At 69.5% G+C, this 17,805-nt stretch carries 14 protein-coding genes; all 14 read left to right on the top strand.

Translation table 11 applies throughout. The features are described 5' to 3' along the window. Nucleotides 1–34: 34 nt before the first annotated feature. The 14 genes from pyrR (at nt 35) to E3O54_RS02070 (ending at nt 17,103) form a co-directional block, all read left to right on the top strand. On the top strand, nt 35–601 hold the full coding sequence (pyrR, locus tag E3O54_RS02135; RefSeq protein ID WP_104100513.1) for a bifunctional pyr operon transcriptional regulator/uracil phosphoribosyltransferase PyrR: 567 nt from the start codon (nt 35–37) through the stop codon (nt 599–601). Next, a complete protein-coding gene (locus E3O54_RS02130; RefSeq protein ID WP_104100514.1) occupies nt 601–1,551 on the top strand; it encodes an aspartate carbamoyltransferase catalytic subunit in 951 nt (316 codons plus the stop codon). The genes pyrR and E3O54_RS02130 overlap by 1 nt, the downstream gene beginning before the upstream one ends. Next, nucleotides 1,552–2,901: a dihydroorotase gene (locus E3O54_RS02125; RefSeq protein ID WP_134400844.1), complete on the top strand. Its 1,350-nt coding sequence runs from the start codon at nt 1,552–1,554 to the stop codon at nt 2,899–2,901. Next, nucleotides 2,894–3,427, top strand: a complete 534-nt coding sequence (locus E3O54_RS02120; RefSeq protein WP_134400843.1) for a hypothetical protein — start codon at nt 2,894–2,896, stop codon at nt 3,425–3,427. The genes E3O54_RS02125 and E3O54_RS02120 overlap by 8 nt, the downstream gene beginning before the upstream one ends. Next, nucleotides 3,411–4,604 (top strand): glutamine-hydrolyzing carbamoyl-phosphate synthase small subunit, encoded by a 1,194-nt coding sequence (gene carA / locus E3O54_RS02115; RefSeq protein ID WP_174720171.1) that lies wholly within the window; start codon nt 3,411–3,413, stop codon nt 4,602–4,604. The genes E3O54_RS02120 and carA overlap by 17 nt, the downstream gene beginning before the upstream one ends. Further along, nucleotides 4,604–7,891: a carbamoyl-phosphate synthase large subunit gene (carB, locus tag E3O54_RS02110; RefSeq protein ID WP_134400842.1), complete on the top strand. Its 3,288-nt coding sequence runs from the start codon at nt 4,604–4,606 to the stop codon at nt 7,889–7,891. The genes carA and carB overlap by 1 nt, the downstream gene beginning before the upstream one ends. Continuing rightward, a complete protein-coding gene (pyrF, locus tag E3O54_RS02105; protein ID WP_174720170.1) occupies nt 7,888–8,802 on the top strand; it encodes an orotidine-5'-phosphate decarboxylase in 915 nt (304 codons plus the stop codon). The genes carB and pyrF overlap by 4 nt, the downstream gene beginning before the upstream one ends. After that, nucleotides 8,795–9,715 carry a guanylate kinase gene (gmk, locus tag E3O54_RS02100; protein ID WP_134400841.1) on the top strand — a complete coding sequence of 307 codons (921 nt, stop codon included), beginning with the start codon at nt 8,795–8,797 and terminating at the stop codon, nt 9,713–9,715. The genes pyrF and gmk overlap by 8 nt, the downstream gene beginning before the upstream one ends. Before the next feature lie 61 nt (nt 9,716–9,776). Next, nucleotides 9,777–10,034, top strand: a complete 258-nt coding sequence (rpoZ, locus tag E3O54_RS02095) for a DNA-directed RNA polymerase subunit omega (protein ID WP_104100518.1) — start codon at nt 9,777–9,779, stop codon at nt 10,032–10,034. 20 nt (nt 10,035–10,054) lie between these two features. Further along, nucleotides 10,055–11,269, top strand: coding sequence for a bifunctional phosphopantothenoylcysteine decarboxylase/phosphopantothenate--cysteine ligase CoaBC (gene coaBC / locus E3O54_RS02090; RefSeq protein ID WP_134400840.1), 1,215 nt, complete (start codon nt 10,055–10,057; stop codon nt 11,267–11,269). 167 nt (nt 11,270–11,436) lie between these two features. Continuing rightward, a complete protein-coding gene (gene metK / locus E3O54_RS02085; protein ID WP_104100520.1) occupies nt 11,437–12,630 on the top strand; it encodes a methionine adenosyltransferase in 1,194 nt (397 codons plus the stop codon). 19 nt (nt 12,631–12,649) lie between these two features. Continuing rightward, entirely contained in the window at nt 12,650–14,740 is a 2,091-nt protein-coding gene (locus tag E3O54_RS02080; RefSeq protein ID WP_134400839.1) for a primosomal protein N', read from the top strand. Further along, entirely contained in the window at nt 14,741–15,658 is a 918-nt protein-coding gene (gene fmt / locus E3O54_RS02075) for a methionyl-tRNA formyltransferase (protein WP_104100522.1), read from the top strand. Beyond that, complete coding sequence (locus E3O54_RS02070; RefSeq protein ID WP_134400838.1) at nt 15,655–17,103, top strand: RsmB/NOP family class I SAM-dependent RNA methyltransferase; 1,449 nt, start codon at nt 15,655–15,657, stop codon at nt 17,101–17,103. Before fmt ends, E3O54_RS02070 begins: the two co-directional genes overlap by 4 nt. Nucleotides 17,104–17,805: the final 702 nt, after the last annotated feature.

Raw genomic sequence — 17,805 nt, 5'->3', positions numbered from 1 at the left:
ACAGCCGTCCGGTGAGGCGGGGAAGGAGGTCGGGTTGATGGCACGCACCGTGTTGAACCAGGCTGATATCGCTCGAGCGTTGACTCGGATCTCCCACGAGATCCTGGAGTCCAATCGAGGCGCCGAGAACCTTGTGATCCTCGGCATCCCCACTCGCGGGGTCGTTCTGGCCCGGCGCATCGCCGAGACCATCGCGCGCATCGAGCCCACGGCGACGGATGTCCGGGTCGGCTCCCTCGACGTCACCATGTACCGCGATGACCTCGGCCACACCCGCACCCGCACGCCGACCCGCACCCTGGTGCCCGGCAGCGTCGACGGCGTCACGGTGGTGCTCGTCGACGATGTGCTCTACTCGGGCCGCACCATCCGCGCCGCCCTCGACGCACTCGGCGACCACGGGCGGCCGACCGTCGTGCGCCTGGCCGTGCTCGTGGACCGCGGCCACCGCGAACTGCCGATCCGGGCCGACTTCGTGGGCAAGAACCTGCCCAGCTCCACCGCGGAACGCATCAACCTGCACTTGCTCGAGGTCGACGGCGACGAGTTCGTCAGCATCGACGGCGGACCCCTCGAAGGCGCTGACGAGGGGGTCGGGTGATGAGGCACCTCCTCTCGACCAAGGGCATGAGTCGCGACGAGGCGATCCTGCTGCTCGACATCGCCGAGGACATGGCTGATGTCGCCAACCGCGAGGTGAAGAAGCTGCCCACCCTGCGCGGCAAGACCGTGGTCAACCTGTTCTTCGAGGATTCGACGCGGACCCGGATCTCCTTCGAGGCCGCCGCGAAACGGCTGAGCGCGGACGTGATCAACTTCAGCGCCAAGGGCTCGAGCGTGTCGAAGGGCGAAAGCCTCAAGGACACCGCTCAAACCCTCGCCGCGATGGGTGCCGACGGGGTCGTCATCCGCCATCCGGCCTCCGGGGCACCCCACGTGCTGGCCGAAAGCGGCTGGATCGACGCCGGCATCATCAACGCGGGCGACGGCACCCATGAGCATCCGACCCAGGCGCTGCTGGACGCGTTCACCATCCGTCGTCGGCTGCACCAGGGTGCCGCGCGCGGTCGGGACCTGGACGGCGTCACGGTCACCATCGTCGGTGACATCCTGCACTCCCGGGTGGCCCGCTCGAACCTCTGGCTGCTCACCACGCTCGGCGCGCACGTGAGCCTGATCGCTCCGCCTACCCTGCTGCCGATGGACATGAGCGGTTGGCCGGCCGAGTCGGGCTTCGACCTGGACGCGGCCATCGACGCCGGGCCCGACGTGGTGATGATGCTGCGCATCCAGCAGGAACGCATGGACGCCGCTTTCTTCCCGAACAGCCGCGAGTACTCGCGCCGCTGGGGCCTGGACGATGAGCGCTTCGGCCGTCTGGCCCCGACTACCATTGTGATGCACCCCGGCCCCATGAATCGCGGCTTGGAAATATCTTCAGCGGCGGCCGATTCGGCCGGCTCAACCGTGCGCGAACAGGTCGCAAACGGGGTTTCAGTGCGGATGGCGGCACTGTACCTGCTGTTGTCCGGCGATCGGGAGGATTCATAGATGTCCAGCGACAGCGCGGCCAGCACGCCGTACCTGATTCGAGGTGCGACACTCGCGGACGGCACCCGCACTGACCTTGTCCTCGCCGACGGCAAGATTGTGGAGATCGGTTCCGGGCTTTCTGGTGCCGGCGCAACCGTCGTCGACGCGGCCGGCCTGATCGCTCTGCCCGGCCTGGTCGACCTGCACACGCACCTGCGCGAACCGGGCTTCGAACAGAGTGAAACCATCCTGACCGGCAGTCAGGCCGCGGCCGTGGGCGGCTTCACCAGCGTGTTTGCGATGGCCAACACCTCGCCCGTGCAGGACACCGCCGGCGTCGTCGACCAGGTTCTCGCCCTCGGTGAGCGCGCCGGCTATGTCACCGTGCAGCCGATCGGCGCCGTCACCGTCGGGCTTGCGGGGGAGCGCCTGGCCGAACTGGGCGCCATGGCCACCAGTCGTGCCCGGGTTCGGGTCTTCTCCGACGACGGCTTCTGCGTCTCCGACCCGCTGTTGATGCGCCGGGCCCTCGAGTACGTGAAGGCGTTCGACGGCGTTGTCGCCCAGCACTCCCAGGAACCGCGCCTGACCGAGAAGGCGCAGATGAACGAGGGGGCACTCTCAAGCGAACTCGGGATGGTCGGCTGGCCCGCGGTCGCCGAGGAGTCGATCATCGCCCGCGATGTGCTGCTCGCCGAGCACGTCGGGTCGCGTCTGCACGTGTGCCACGTGTCGACGGCCGGCTCGGTCGACGTCATCCGCTGGGCCAAGGCCCGCGGCATCCAGGTGACCGCCGAGGCCACCCCGCACCACCTGCTGCTCACCGAGGACTTGGTCGTCGGCTACGACGCCCGGTTCAAAGTCAACCCGCCGCTCCGCCGCCGCGAAGACGTCGAAGCCCTGCGCGCCGGCCTCGCCGACGGCACCATCGACATCGTCGCCACCGACCACGCCCCGCACCCGGTCGAGGCGAAGGACTGCGAGTGGGACGCCGCGGCGAACGGCATGGTCGGCCTCGAATCCGCCCTCTCCGTGGTGCACGCGGCCGTCGTCAACACCGGGCTGCTCGACTGGACGGACATCGCTCGCGTGCTTTCCAGCAGCCCCGCCCGGATCGGCCGGCTCGCCGGCCAGGGCCAGGGTCTGCTCGTCGGGGCTCCCGCCGAGCTCACCCTCTACGATCCCGCCGCGAGCCGCGTCTTCGAGCGCGGCAACCTGGCCGGCAGGAGCGCCAACTCGCCCTACCTGGCGATGACCCTGCCGGGTCGGGTGCTGGCCACATTCCACCGGGGCTACGCCACGGTTCTGGACGGTGCGCTGCGGCCCGTCGACGAGGTCGCGGCACTCGAGGAGCGAACCCATGGCTAGGACCATCGCCACCGTCATCACCGTCGCCGTGCTGCTCGGCCTGCTCGGCCTCATGCTGCGCAGCTGGCGGGGCCGCAGCCGCCGGGACGCCGCCCTGCCGGCCGGCTACCCGCTGCCCGTCGACGCGGCACTAGAGCTGGCCTCCGCCGCCGTGTTCTACGTCGCCACGACCCTCCGCGCCCAGCCGCTCGAACGCCTGAACATCCCTGGCCTGGGTTTCCGGGCCCGGGCCCGCCTGACCGTGACCGACGCGGGTCTGTTCCTGGCCCTGGCCGGCGAGGAGGCGGTGTTCATCCCTGCCTCGGCCATCGCCGTGCTGGAAGACGCCACCGTGGCAATCGACCGCGCCGTCGAGACCGACGGCCTGCTGCTGCTCGGCTGGCGGCTGCCCGGCGCCGACAGACAGATCGTCGACAGCTATTTCCGAATCCTTGACCCATCCGACCGCGTCAGCGTGAACGACGCCATTCGAACCATTGCGGCCGACGCCCGGCGCCCGGCCGCGCGCGATGAAAGCGAGGCGTAGCGTGAGCAACGCAACGACCCCCGACCGACCGACTCCTGCCGTGCTCGTACTCGAGGACGGCCGCCGCTACGAAGGCCGTTCCTACGGCAGCGTGGGGCAGACCCTCGGCGAGATCGTCTTCGCCACCGGCATGACCGGCTACCAGGAGACCCTCACCGACCCGTCCTACGCCGGGCAGATCGTGCTGATGACGGCGCCGCACATCGGCAACACGGGTGCCAACGACGAGGACATGGAATCCCGCCGCATCTGGGTCTCCGGCTTCGTCGTGCGCGAGCCTGCCCGCATGGCCTCCAACTTCCGGTCCACCCGCAGCCTCGATGACGACCTGACGGGCGGGGGAGTGGTCGGGATCAGCGGTGTCGACACGCGTGCGATCACCCGTCACATCCGCTCGTCCGGGGCCATGAAGAGCGGGATCTTCTCCGGCGACCGTTTCGGCCTCTCCGATGGCGAGCAGCTCGAGCTGGTGCGTGCCGGCGCCGGCATGCGTGGCCGCAACCTGTCCGATGAGGTCTCCACGGTCGAACCGTTCTCGGTGCCCGCGCAGGGCGAGCGCATCGGCTCGGTCGCCGTGCTCGACCTCGGGGTCAAGACCTCCACCCTGGGCCACCTCGCCGCGCGCGGCTTCGAGGTGCTGGTGCTGCCCCAGTCGGTCACCGCCGAGCACGTGCTGTCCCTCACCCCGTCGGCCCTGTTCTTCTCCAACGGCCCCGGCGACCCGGCAGCCTCCGACCTACACGTGAACCTCCTACAGGAGGTGCTGCGAGCCGGTGTGCCCTACTTCGGGATTTGCTTCGGCAACCAGCTGCTCGGCCGCGCCCTCGGCTTCCGCACCTACAAGCTGCCCTTCGGGCACCGGGGAATCAACCAGCCCGTGCTCGACAAGACCACCGGCCGGGTGGAAATCACCTCGCAGAACCACGGGTTCGCCGTGGACATGCCCATCGAGGGAGTGCATGAGTCCCGCACCGGCTTCGGCCGGGTGGAGGTGAGCCACTACAGCCTCAACGACCAAGTGGTCGAGGGCATCCGCTGCCTCGATATCCCCGCTTTCTCTGTGCAGTACCACCCGGAGTCGGCGGCCGGCCCACACGACGCCGAGTACCTTTTCGATCGGTTCAGGGATGTGGTGGTCGCGCATCGTGCGGCCACCGGAGCAGGAGACGCCAAGTAATGCCCAAGCGCGACGACATCAACAGCGTTCTCGTCATCGGATCGGGTCCGATCGTGATCGGCCAGGCCTGCGAGTTCGACTATTCCGGAACTCAGGCCTGCCGGGTGCTGCGGGCCGAGGGGGTCAGGGTCATCCTGGTCAACTCCAACCCGGCCACGATCATGACCGACCCCGACTTCGCCGACGCCACCTACATCGAGCCGATCACCCCGGAGATCCTCGAGACGATCATCGCCAAGGAACGCCCCGACGCGATTCTGCCGACCCTCGGCGGGCAGACAGCGCTGAACGCCGCCATCCAGCTTCACGAGCGCGGCATCCTGGCCAGGTACGACGTCGAACTCATCGGTGCCTCCTTCGACGCCATCCAGAAGGGTGAGGACCGCCAGATCTTCAAGCAACTGGTGCTGGACACGGGCGCCGGCGTCGCCCGGTCCTACATCGCCCACACGGTCGAGGAGGCCGTCGGCTTCGCCGAGGACCTCGGCTACCCGCTCGTCGTGCGCCCCTCCTTCACCATGGGCGGCCTCGGCTCCGGCTTCGCCTACACCGAGCCGGAACTGCGCCGCATCGTCGGCGACGGGCTGCACCAGAGCCCCACCAGCGAGGTCCTGCTCGAGGAATCCATCCTCGGCTGGAAGGAATTCGAGCTCGAGATGATGCGCGACACGGCCGACAACACGGTCGTCGTGTGCTCGATCGAGAACGTCGACCCGGTCGGCGTACACACCGGCGACTCGATCACCGTCGCCCCGGCGCTGACCCTGACCGACCGTGAGTACCAGAAGTTGCGCGACATCAGCATCGACATCATCCGCGCCGTGGGAGTGGACACCGGCGGCTGCAACATCCAGTTCGCGATCAACCCGGCCGACGGTCGCATCATCGTGATCGAGATGAACCCGCGCGTGTCCCGCTCCTCCGCCCTGGCGAGCAAGGCGACGGGCTTCCCGATCGCCAAAATCGCCGCGAAGCTCGCGCTCGGCTACCGGCTCGACGAGATCCCGAACGACATCACCGGTGTCACCCCGGCCAGCTTCGAACCCACCCTCGACTACGTCGTGGTCAAGGTACCCCGGTTCGCGTTCGAGAAGTTTCCCGCCGCCGACCAGCGCCTGACCACCACCATGAAGTCCGTGGGCGAGGCGATGGCCATCGGCCGCAGTTACGCCTCCGCGCTGCAGAAGGCGCTCCGCTCGCTCGAGAAGCGCGGTTCGTCGTTCCACTGGGGAGCCGAGACCCGCACGGTCGACGAGTTGCTCACGGTCGCCGAAGTACCCACCGACGGCCGGATCGTCACCGTGCAGCAGGCGCTCCGCAAGGGTGCCACCACCGAGCAGGTTTTCGACGCCACCAAGATCGACCCGTGGTTCATCGACCAGATCGTGCTGATCAACGAGATCGCGGACGAGATCGCCGCCGCCGAGCGCCTCGACACAGACATCCTCCGCACCGCCAAAGACCACGGCTTCTCCGACGCCCAGATCGGCGAGCTTCGCGGCTTCGGCGAAGCGGATGTGCGCACGGTGCGCCACATCCTCGGCGTGCGCCCGGTCTTCAAGACCGTCGACACGTGCGCGGGGGAGTTCCCCGCACTCACGCCGTACCACTACTCCAGCTACGACCAGGAGACCGAGGTCGTGCCCAGTGACCGCAAAAAGGTCGTCATCATCGGCTCCGGCCCGAACCGCATCGGCCAGGGCGTCGAGTTCGACTACTCCTGCGTGCACGCCTCGTTTGCCCTCTCCGAGGCTGGCTACGAGACCATCATGATCAACTGCAACCCGGAGACGGTCTCGACCGACTACGACACCTCCGACCGGCTCTACTTCGAGCCGCTCACCCTCGAGGACGTGCTCGAGGTCATTCACGCAGAAAGCCAGAGCGGCGAGCTCGTCGGCGTGGTCGTGCAGCTGGGAGGCCAGACCGCGCTCGGCCTCGCCAAGGGCCTCGAGGCCGAGGGCATCCCGATACTCGGCACCACCCCGGAGGCCATCGACCTGGCGGAGGAGCGCGGACTTTTCTCCGGCATCCTCGACCAGGCCGGCCTGCTCGCCCCCCGCAACGGCGTCGCCACCGACTACGCCGGCGCTGTGGTCGTTGCCGAGGAGATCGGCTATCCCGTGCTCGTGCGCCCGAGCTACGTGCTCGGCGGCCGCGGCATGGAGATCGTCTACGACTCCGCAGCGTTGGCCGACTACTTCAACCGGATGGCCGGACAGGGCATCATCGGCCCGTCGCATCCGCTGCTCGTGGACCGGTTTCTCGACGACGCCATCGAGATCGACGTGGACGCCATCTACGACGGCACCGAGCTCTACATCGGCGGCGTGATGGAGCATATCGAGGAGGCCGGGATCCACTCCGGCGACTCGAGCTGCACCCTGCCTCCGGTCACCCTCGGCCGTGCGGAGATCGACCGCGTGCGCGAGGCGACGCTGGGCATCGCCCGCGGCATCGGCGTGCGCGGCCTGCTCAACGTGCAGTTCGCGATCGGCGCCGGCGTGCTCTACGTGCTCGAAGCGAACCCGCGCGCCTCGCGTACGGTGCCGTTCGTGGCCAAGGCCCTTGGCATCACCTTGGCCAAGGCCGCCGCGCTGATCATGGTCGGCAAGACCATCGCCGAACTCAAGGCCGAGGGCAAGCTACCTCTGATCGACGGCTCGCGGGTGCCGATGGATGCTCCGGTCGCCGTGAAGGAAGCCGTGCTGCCGTTCAACCGGTTCCGCACGCCCGAGGGTCTCGTCGTGGACTCCGTGCTCGGCCCGGAGATGCGCTCAACCGGTGAGGTCATGGGCATCGACCGCGACTTCCCGCGGGCCTTCGCCAAGAGCCAGCTCTCCGCCTACGGCGGAATCCCGCTCACCGGCACCGTGTTCGTGTCGGTCTCCGACCGGGACAAGCGCGCGATCATCCTGCCCATGCTGCGCCTCCAGCAGCTCGGCTACTCGATCACCGCCACGGAGGGGACCGCCGAAGTTCTGCAACGCAACGGCATCCGCGCCGCCATCGTCACCAAGTTCAGTGAGAAGGCCGACGAGGCGGACGTGTCGATCGTGGAACTGATCCGCCGCGAAGAGGTGCAGATCGTCATCAACACCCCCGGCGGTCGCACCGCCCGAGCCGACGGCTACGAGATCCGCGCGGCCGCGGTCGCCGCGGACCTGCCGCTGTTCACCACCATCGCCGAGTTGAGCGCCGCAGTGGCCTCGATCGACGCGATTCGCGGCGGCTTCGAGGTGACCTCGCTGCAGGACTACGCCCTCACCCGGACGGCGGCCCTGTGAGCCGCGCGCACGAACAGGACGGGTCGACCGCAGCGGTCGGCCCGGCCGCACCGGCCGCCTTCGGCGACCGGCTGGGTGATGTCTTCTCGGTCCGGGGACAAGTCTGCGTCGGCATCGACCCGCACACCTGGCTCCTGACCGACTGGGGTCTGCCGGACACGGCCGCCGGGGCGGAGTCTTTCGGCCGCCAGGTCGTGGCCGCCGCTGCCGGCCAGGTCGGCCTGGTGAAGCCCCAGGTGGCCTTCTACGAGCGTTTCGGCTCCGCCGGGTACCTCGCCCTGGAACGGGTGCTGGCGGATGCCCGCGCCGCCGGACTGCTCACGATCGCGGACGTCAAGCGCGGCGACCTCGGTACCAGCGTGGAGGCGTACGGCCAGGCCTGGCTGAGCGAGGAGTCCCCCCTGGAGGTCGACGCCATCACCGTGAACGCGTATATGGGCGTCGGGTCGCTGGAACCGGTGTTCCGCCTTGCAGCCCAGACCGGCAAGGGGATCTTTGTGCTGGCCGCCACCTCGAACCCCGAGGCGGCGGCGCTTCAGCGGGCCGTGATCGCCGAGGGGAATCAGACCGGCCAAAGCGTCGCCCAATCCGTCTTCGGCGCTGTGACCGAGCGGAATGCCCGGTCCGGGGCTTCCTCTCTCGGCTCGGTCGGGGTGGTGCTCGGCGCCACACTGGACCTGGCCACGTTCGGACTGGACCTCTCCGTGGCGCCCGCCCGCGGTCTCACCCCCATCCTCGCTCCCGGCTTCGGCCACCAGGGCGCGCAGGTCGCCGATCTGAAGAACTTGTACGGGGGGTACGCGGAAGGCGTTATCGTGAGTGAATCGCGCAGCGTTCTAGAGGTCGGCCCCGACCGAATCAAACAAGCGATTGCGCGCCGAGTAGTTGAAGCAGGAGCTGCCCGTGGCTGAGAATCGCCCCACCCCACCCGACGTCGATCGGGTTGCCGCCTCGCGCGCCGCCGTGGCGGCTCGCCGCGCACGCGCCGCAGTTAAAAGCCAGATTGCGCGCGGAAAACGTAGCGCGCTCGACGTGTTGTCCGCCGCGACCGAGAGCCCGGACGGCGTCGAAGGGCGCCTGCGGGTGACCGAGTTCCTGATCAGCATTCCGGCGATCGGCGTCACCAAGATGCACCGAATCATGGGGCGGCTCGAGATCTCGCCGTCGAAGCGATTGGGGGGGCTGGGCAAGCACCAACGCGATCGGTTGCGAGATTTTCTCACCACGCGCACCGTCGCGAAGCGCGGCGATTCCTCCGCGAAGCTTGTCGTGCTGGCCGGTCCCACCGCGGTCGGCAAGGGAACCGTCGCGGCGCACATCCGTCAGCATCACCCGGGCGTGCACCTGTCGGTGTCGGCCACGACCCGGGCACCTCGCCCAGGCGAGACCGCGGGCGTGAGCTACTTCTTCGTCGACGACGCCGAATTCGACCGGATGGTCGCGGCCGGCGACCTGCTCGAGTGGGCGACCGTGCACAACGCGCACCGCTACGGCACCCCGCGGGGTCCAGTCACGGAGGCCTTGAACGAGGGTCACAGCGTGCTCCTCGAGATCGACATCCAAGGAGCCCGGGCCGTTCGCCGGGCCATGCCGGAGGCCAGACTGGTCTTCCTGCTTCCGCCGAGCTGGGACGAACTGGTGCGCCGGCTGATCGGCCGGGACACCGAGGCGCCCGCCGAACAGGCTCGCCGGCTCGAGACGGCCAAACTCGAATTGGCCGCCCAGGGGGAGTTCGATTATCGGGTCGTAAACCACGACGTGGGCGAAGCGGCGCGCGAGGTCGTAGACTTGATGAATCTGCGTACGGCGCCGTTGCTGCCGTAGCGCCCGTTTTCCGTGATTCTGCGCGTCCCGCAGCACAAACCGCTCTGAAGGAGTGACACCAATGGCTACCAAGCTCACTGGCATCATTGACCCGCCCATCGACGACCTGCTCACCAAGGCCGATTCCAAGTACGCCCTCGTGGTCTTCGCCTCCAAGCGCGCGCGTCAGATCAACGACTACTATGCGGACCTGCACGAAGGCAGCCTGTTCGACAATGTCGGCCCGCTCGTCGACTCGACCGTCGACGACAAGCCGCTGTCCGTCGCCCTCCGCGAGATCAACGAAGACAAGCTCACCTCCCGCCCCATCGCCGAGTAACGCACCCACAAGCGCGCAGGATGTCGTCAGGTCGCACGATCGTCGTCGGGATAACCGGCGGCATTGCTGCCTACAAGGCCGTGAACGTCGTGCGCGCTTTCGTGTTGCGGGGGGACTGCGTGCACGTCGTGGCGACGCCGGCGGCGCTGCGATTCGTCGGCAAGCCCACCCTCGAGGCTATCTCCCGCAACCCCGTGCACACGGATCTCTATGAGGGCGTCGCCGAGGTGCGGCACGTGGCCATCGGCCAATCCGCCGACCTGATCGTCGTGGCCCCGGCCACCGCGAACACCATCGCGAAGCTCGCCACCGGCCTCGCCGACGACCTGCTCGGCAACACCATCCTGGCCAGCACCGCCCCGCTCGTGATCGCCCCGGCGATGCACACGGAGATGTGGAACAACGCGGCCACGGTCGCCAATGTGGCCACCCTCCGCGCCCGCGGCGTCATCGTCGTCGGGCCTGGGGTCGGCCAGCTCACCGGCGCCGACGCCGGAGCCGGCCGGATGGAAGAGCCCGACACCATCGTCGCCGCGGCCCTCGCCGCCCTTGCCTTGGCCGACCGCACCGATGGGCCAGGGCCCGACCTAGTCGGCAAGCACGTCGTGATCACCGCTGGCGGCACTCGCGAGCCCCTCGACCCCGTGCGCTTCCTCGGCAACCGTTCCAGCGGTAAGCAGGGGGTCGCCCTGGCGCAGGCCGCCCTGGCTCGGGGTGCGTCCGTGACCCTGATCGCCGCGAATCTCGAGGTTGCCGCACCAACAGCGGTGGAACTGCGGCTCGTGGGCACCGCGCTCGAGCTCGAGGCGGCCGTCACGGATGCCGCCGCCGGGGCCGACGCCGTGATCATGGCGGCCGCGGTCGCCGACTACCGGCCGGTGCAGGTGAGCGCCGGCAAGATCAAGAAAGACGAGACCGGCGACACCCTGCTGCTCGAACTGACCCGCAATCCCGATATCCTCGCCGGGCTCGCCCGGACGAAGCGCACGGGCCAGGTACTGATCGGGTTCGCCGCGGAGACGGAGCCGGATCCGGTTCGCCTGCTTGTACTCGGTCGCGAGAAAATGGCGCGCAAGGGCTGCGACTTCCTGGTGGTCAACCGCGTGGGCTGGGCGGAGGGTTTCGCCTCGGACCGTAACGCGATCACGGTGCTCGATCACGACGGAGATATAGTGTGTGAGGTCTCCGGAACCAAAATGTCGGTGGCCGGGCGCATCCTTGACCTGATCGGCTGAGACCGCTCGGGCATCCGGTCACCTGGGTTGCCGTCGCCGGCAAGGGCAGGGTCTCCGGCGCTTCCCGACCGGCACGACCGGGTGCCCGGTCGGCTCGGCCCGGTCTCAGCGGAGAATTTTTCACGTTCATTTCTTCTACACGTTGTTCTGCAACAGAGACGGGCAAGATGCGCGATCTACGCCTTTTCACTTCGGAGTCGGTAACCGAAGGTCACCCCGACAAGATCTGCGACCAGATCTCCGACAGCATTCTGGATGCGCTCCTGACGGAAGACCCGCACAGCCGGGTCGCCGTCGAGACCCTCGTCACCACCGGGCTCGTACACGTCGCCGGCGAGGTCAGCACCGAGGCCTACGTCGAGATCCCCTCAATCGTGCGCAAGTGCATCACCGATATCGGCTACGACTCTTCGGACGTCTGGTTCGACGGCCGCTCCTGCGGCGTGGAGATCTCCATCGGCGGCCAGTCGCCCGACATCGCGCAGGGCGTGGACAACGCCTTCGAGCGTCGGGAAGAGTCCAGTGTCGAGGACTTCGACCGCCAGGGCGCCGGCGACCAGGGCATCATGTTCGGATACGCCACCCGGGAGACCCCCCAGCTGATGCCGATCCCGATCTGGATCGCACACCGCCTCGCCGAACGCCTCGCCGAGGTGCGCAAGTCCGGCGAACTCGACTACCTTCGGCCCGACGGCAAGACCCAGGTCACCATCGGCTACGACGGCATCACGCCGCGCTCGGTCGAGACCGTCGTGCTGTCGACCCAGCACTCGCCGAAGGTGTCCAACGAGCAGCTGCGTGCGGAGGTCGAGGAACTCGTCATCCGCCCGGTGCTCGACCGCGTGGAACTGGACTCGTCTGAACTGAATACGCTGATCAACCCGACTGGGCGGTTCGAGATCGGCGGCCCTCAGGGCGACGCCGGCCTCACCGGGCGCAAGATCATCATCGACACCTACGGCGGTTCCAGCCGGCACGGCGGGGGTGCGTTCAGCGGCAAGGACCCGTCGAAGGTCGACCGCTCCGCAGCGTACGCGATGCGCTGGGTGGCCAAGAACGCCGTGGCCGCCGGGCTGGCTGACCGTCTCGAGATTCAGGTGGCCTACGCCATCGGCAAGGCCTCGCCCGTCGGGCTCTACGTGGAGACCTTCGGCACCGGGGTGATGGCCGACCGGGACATCACCGCGGCGATCCGCGCGGTCTTCGACCTGCGCCCGGCCGCGATCATCCATTCCCTTGACCTGCTGCGCCCGATCTACGCGCAGACCGCCGTCTACGGCCACTTCGGCCGCGAGCTTCCCGACTTCACCTGGGAGCGCCTCGACCGGGTCGACGAGCTGAGAAGCGCTGCCGGACTGTGACCGGGCAGGCGCGGCGCCGATGACCCGCTCCGGCCTCGTGGCCCGGGTGCTCATCGACTCGCCGCTGCCGCAGCTCGACCACCTGTTCGATTACAGCATTCCCGATGAGCTCGCCGGCATCGCCCGGCCCGGCGTGCGCGTGCGGGTGCCGCTGCGCTCGGCCGGTCGCGTCGCCGACGGATACCTGATCGAGGTGTTGGGTGCGGCCGAGGGGCGCGGTGCGGTCGGACCGGCCGCAGGCCCGGAGGCGCTGCCGGGTCTCGAGGCTGGCACCGAATTCCGGGGCGCGCTCAGCCCGATCGAGAGCGTGGTCTCCGCCGCCCAGGTGCTCACCCCCGAGGTCTGGGAGCTCGCCCGTCGGGTCGCCGACCGGGCCTCGGGGAACGCGAGCGACATCATCCGTCTCGCCGTGCCCCCGCGCCAGGTCCGGGTGGAGAAAACCTGGCTGGCGGCGCGAACAGCGGATGCTTCCGCCCCGGCCGACGGGACGGCCGGTGTTGCCACCGTGGCCGAGCCTGGCGATGTGGCCGACCCCGCCACCCCCGCCGGGCCGGCCTGTGCCGATTACCCGGCCGGCACCCTCGACACGGCCGTCGCCACGGGGGCGCGCCTCTGCGTGGCCGCGGTGCCCGAGCTGCAACGGCTGCCGGACGGGCAGACCATCGGGAAGTGGGCGATCACCCTGGCCGAGCTCGCGGTGGCCGGCCTGGCCGCCGGGCGGAGCGCCATCCTCGTCGTGCCGGACTACCGCGACCAGGACCAGCTTCAGGCCGCCCTCGACCTGCTGGCCCCGGCCGACTCGGTCAGCCGCGTCGATGCACGCCAGCCCAACCCGGAACGCTATCGGGCCTTCCTGGCCGCCCTTGCCCCGGAACCCCGGATCGTGCTCGGCAATCGGTCGGCCGTCTACGCGCCGGCCCACGACCTCGGTCTGATCGCGCTCTTCGACGACGGCGACCCGCTGCACGGCGAACCGCTCAGCCCCTACGCGCACTCCCGCGACGCCGCGCTCGTGCGCCAGGGCCAGTCCGGCTGCGCCCTCGTCTTCCTCGGCCATACCCGCACCGTCGAGGTGCAGCGCCTGGTCGAGCTGGGCTGGCTCACTGCGGTGCACCCCGCGCAGAACCGGCATCCGCGGATCATCCCTACCGACTTCCAGTCCGAGCCCGACCAGCAGGCCCGCGCCGCGCGCATCCCGACGGCCGCGTGGCGGGCCGCCAAGGAGGCGCTGGCCCACGGCCCCGTGCTGGTGCAGGTGGCCAGCCCCGGCTACGCCCCGATGCTCGCCTGCCAGAGTTGCAAGAAGGCCGCCCGCTGCACCACCTGTCAGGGGCCGCTCGCTTTGGCCTCCAAGGACTCCACCCCGTCGTGTCGCTGGTGCGGGGCGCTGGCCGCCAACTGGAGCTGCACGCACTGCGAGGGGCGCGCCCTGCGGGTCGTCACCCTCGGCACCGGGCGAACCGCCGAAGAACTCGGCCGGGCGTTCCCCGGCGCGCGCATTATCGTCGCCGACGGCGACCATCCGCTGCAGCACCTCGGCGACGCCCCGGCCCTGGTGATCGCCACCCGCGGCGCGGAGCCCATCCCGACGGGTGGATACCGAGCCATCCTGCTGCTCGACGGCGAACGGATGCTCGCCCGGGAATCCCTGCGGGTCGGGGAGGACTGCCTGCGCTGGTGGTCCAACGCCGCATCCCTGGCGGCCCCAGGTGCCGCTGTGGTCCTGGTCGGCGTGGGCGGGCTCGTCGCCCGGGCGCTGAACTCCTGGCAGCCCGAGATGCTCGCCGCGTCGGAACTGGCCGATCGCCGCCAACTGCGATTCCCGCCCGCGGTGCGTGCTGCATCCGTCACCGGCACCGACGCCGACGTCGCCCTGGCCCTGGCAGAGCTGGCCGGGATGGACGGCGTCGATGTACTCGGCCCGGTCACCACGGAGGACCCCCTGGTGCGTGCGATCGTGCGGCTGCCCTACGCCAGCGGTGACGCCGTGGCCCGTGCGCTCAAGGCCGCGGTCGTGCGCAATGCCGCCCGCCGCCGGCGCCCGAAGGGGGCGGCCTTCCGCCCCGCGCCTACACTCAAAGTACGATTCGACGACCCGGAGCTGCTCTAAATGAAACTCGTCTTCGCCGGCACGCCGCAGGCGGCCGTGCCCAGCCTGGGCGCCCTGGCTCAGTCCCACCACGACCTCGCGGCCGTGATCACCCGGGCGGATGCCCCGTTCGGCCGCAAACGCGTGCTCACCCCCTCGCCGCTCGCGCGAGCCGCCGTCGAGAACGGGCTGCACGTGATCAAGGCCAATCGCCTCGACGAGGCCGCGACCGTGGAGATCGCCGCACTGCGACCCGACCTCGGCGTCATCGTCGCCTACGGCGGGCTCGTGCGTGAACCGCTCCTGTCGGTGCCCCGGCTCGGCTGGATCAACCTGCACTTCTCCCTGCTCCCGCGCTGGCGCGGTGCCGCTCCCGTGCAGCGCGCACTCATGGCCGGCGACGAGCAGACTGGTGCCGCCGTATTCCAGCTGGTTCCGGAACTCGACGCGGGCGCCGTGTTCGCGCAACTGACGCGGGCGATCGTCGAGGACGACACCGCGGGCAGCCTGTTGCGGGCGCTCAGCGACAGCGGCGCGCGTCTGCTGCTGCAGGTGATCGACGCCCTCGAAGCCGGCGGCGTCCAGGCGACCCCGCAGTCCGGTCCGGTCACCCTGGCCCCCAAGCTGACTCTCGCGGATGCCCGTATCGACTGGTCCGAACCGGCCGTCTCGGTGCGCAACCGGGTGCGCGGGGTCACCCCGGAGCCGGGCGCGTTCACGGTGCTCGGCGACGCCCGCCTCAAACTCCAGGGCGTTGCCCTGACCCAGGGATCCGAGCCGCAACCGGCCGGCCTGATCCGTGAGATCGACAAGAAAGTGCTGATTGGAACGGGGACCGAGCCGCTCGAGCTGGTCACCGTGCAACCGGCCGGAAAGACACAGATGAAGGCAATCGACTGGTGGCGCGGAGTGAATTGGACGGAGGTTGTCGCCTCATGAGCGACGACCGTCGCCAGGGGCGAAAGAACGACGTCCGTGCTCAGGGCGGCCGCGGCCTGGAGCGCCCGCAGACCGACTTCGTGCAGCCGGCCCGGCGGGTGGCCTACGAGGTCATCGCCGCCGTGCGGGAATCAGACGCCTACGCGAACCTGCTGCTGCCCAGCCGCATCAAGCGGGCGGCGCTCAGCACCGCGGATGCCGCATTGGCCACCGAGCTGACCTACGGCACCCTGCGTATGCAGGGCTTCTACGACCGGGTGATCGCCGACGCGGCCGGTCGGCCCGTCACCGTGATCGACCCGGCCATCCTGGACGTGCTACGTCTTGGTGCGCACCAGTTGCTCGCCACCCGGGTGGCCACCCACGCCGCCGTGAACGAGTCCGTCGAACTCGCCCGTCAGGTGGGCTCCCGCGCCACCACCGGTTTCACCAACGGGGTGCTGCGCACCATCTCCCGCTCCAGCGCCGACGAGTGGCGCGAACGCGTGCTCACCGAAGCCACCAGTGATGATGACCGCCTTGCCGCGGAGTACTCACACCCGATCTGGGTGGTGCGGGCGTTCCGGCAGTCGCTGCGCCTCGAGTGCCGAGAGACCGAGCTCGAGGAGCTGCTGTCGGCCGACAATGCCGCGCCCAAGGTGAACATGGTCATTCTGCCCGGCCTCAGCAACACCGAAGACACCGACGGTCTCGGCGTTGCCAACGACTTCTCGCCCATCGGTTTTGTGTTGGCCGGCGGCGACCCCGTGCACCTGATGCAGGACAGCGGCGGACGCCTTCGAGTGCAGGACGAGGGATCCCAGTTGGCGGCCCTCACGCTCAGTCGGGCCCGCCCGGTGGCGCCGGGAGAGCGTTGGCTCGACCTCTGCGCGGGCCCCGGCGGCAAGGCCTCCCTGCTTGCCTCCGAGGCGCTGGCCGGCGGGGCCAGCCTCGTCGCCAACGAGCTCGTCCCGGCCCGGGCCGCCCTCGTGCGTAAGGCGCTGACCGCCGTGCCCGGAGAGGTGCCTGTCTGGGAGGAGGACGGCACCCGGTTCGGAGACGATCATCCGAAGGAGTTCGACCGGATCCTGCTGGATGCTCCCTGCACCGGGCTCGGCGCGCTACGTCGGCGCCCGGAGGCCCGCTGGCGCAAGCAGCCCAAGGACGTCGCCGAGCTCTCCGATCTGCAGTCCGGGCTGATCCACGCGGCCCTTGGCGCGCTCAAGCCGGGCGGGGTGCTGGCCTACGTCACCTGCTCACCGCACATCGCGGAGACCCGCGGGATCGTGGCTACCGCGCTCAAGAGATGGGAGGGCCGTGTGCGCACTCTCGACACGGCATCCGTGCTGCAGGGGCTGAGCAGCTCCGAGCTCGACCTGCCCGGCGACGGGGGCAGCGTGCAACTGTGGCCGCATAGGCACGGCACTGACGCTATGTTCATCACCCTGCTCGAGCGCACGGAGTAGCCCGCGCACCCGGACCCCGCGCACCCGGGCCCCGCGCACCCGGACCCGGCGCATTCGGGCCCTGCGCATTCGGGCCCCGGCCTCGACCCAATCTGACGGAGATTCTGGCTCCCCTGGTTCTTCCGTGAGCATGGCCCGGCCGAGCCCGCGCGTGTGGCTAAGGCAGGACATCCGTCCCGCGCGTTCACCGGTGCCGCGAGTCAGTGCGGCACCGGGGTAGATATCCAATCCGGCCGGTGGGATCTCCTGAGTTGACCACGACACTCACGAATGCGCAGCGGTTCTGGCGCGGGCGGGGCGAGTGTCCGGCCCGCCCGACGGCAACCGGTGGATGCGTCGTTCCTGCGGCTGCGGCTCTGCCTCGGCCAGCCAGCCAGCCGGCATGCGGGCGGGCCGGCGTCGCCCCGGCCGCGCCCGCGCGTCGCGTGGCCAACTCAGGACATCCGTCGTCCGGGCTGCCCAGCCGCCGCGGACGAGTACGGGACCAGTTCGGATGCCGGTGTAGCCGGACGGATCTCCTGCGTAAGCCACAACGCGCGCCGGATCTGCGGCAGGGCTTGTGAGGTCCAGGCACTCGCATCCTTCTCCGTCGCAGCCCGAACGAATTCGACGGAGATTCTGGCTCTCCTGCTTCATCTGTGGGTGTTTCGGAGCGCCTTAACGGCCGCACGCCGCTTCCTGTCTAGGTTTCTGACTGTCTAG

The organism is Cryobacterium sp. TMT2-4, from assembly GCF_004402575.1.
GTDB classification, from domain to species: Bacteria; Actinomycetota; Actinomycetes; order Actinomycetales; family Microbacteriaceae; genus Cryobacterium; species Cryobacterium sandaracinum.
Note: the sequence above shows the minus strand (reverse complement) of the source record. Positions and strands in the feature narration are given on the sequence as shown.

Bases quoted from the DNA above. Each gene is read 5' to 3' on its own strand.
- metK (WP_104100520.1), top strand. From the start codon at position 11,437: ATGCGCGATCTACGCCTTTTCACTTCGGAGTCGGTAACCGAAGGTCAC.
- E3O54_RS02080 (WP_134400839.1), top strand. From the start codon at position 12,650: ATGACCCGCTCCGGCCTCGTGGCCCGGGTGCTCATCGACTCGCCGCTG.
- E3O54_RS02120 (WP_134400843.1), top strand. From the start codon at position 2,894: ATGGCTAGGACCATCGCCACCGTCATCACCGTCGCCGTGCTGCTCGGC.
- carA (WP_174720171.1), top strand. From the start codon at position 3,411: ATGAAAGCGAGGCGTAGCGTGAGCAACGCAACGACCCCCGACCGACCG.
- E3O54_RS02125 (WP_134400844.1), top strand. From the start codon at position 1,552: ATGTCCAGCGACAGCGCGGCCAGCACGCCGTACCTGATTCGAGGTGCG.
- rpoZ (WP_104100518.1), top strand. From the start codon at position 9,777: ATGGCTACCAAGCTCACTGGCATCATTGACCCGCCCATCGACGACCTG.
- coaBC (WP_134400840.1), top strand. From the start codon at position 10,055: ATGTCGTCAGGTCGCACGATCGTCGTCGGGATAACCGGCGGCATTGCT.
- carB (WP_134400842.1), top strand. From the start codon at position 4,604: ATGCCCAAGCGCGACGACATCAACAGCGTTCTCGTCATCGGATCGGGT.
- E3O54_RS02130 (WP_104100514.1), top strand. From the start codon at position 601: ATGAGGCACCTCCTCTCGACCAAGGGCATGAGTCGCGACGAGGCGATC.
- fmt (WP_104100522.1), top strand. From the start codon at position 14,741: ATGAAACTCGTCTTCGCCGGCACGCCGCAGGCGGCCGTGCCCAGCCTG.
- E3O54_RS02070 (WP_134400838.1), top strand. From the start codon at position 15,655: ATGAGCGACGACCGTCGCCAGGGGCGAAAGAACGACGTCCGTGCTCAG.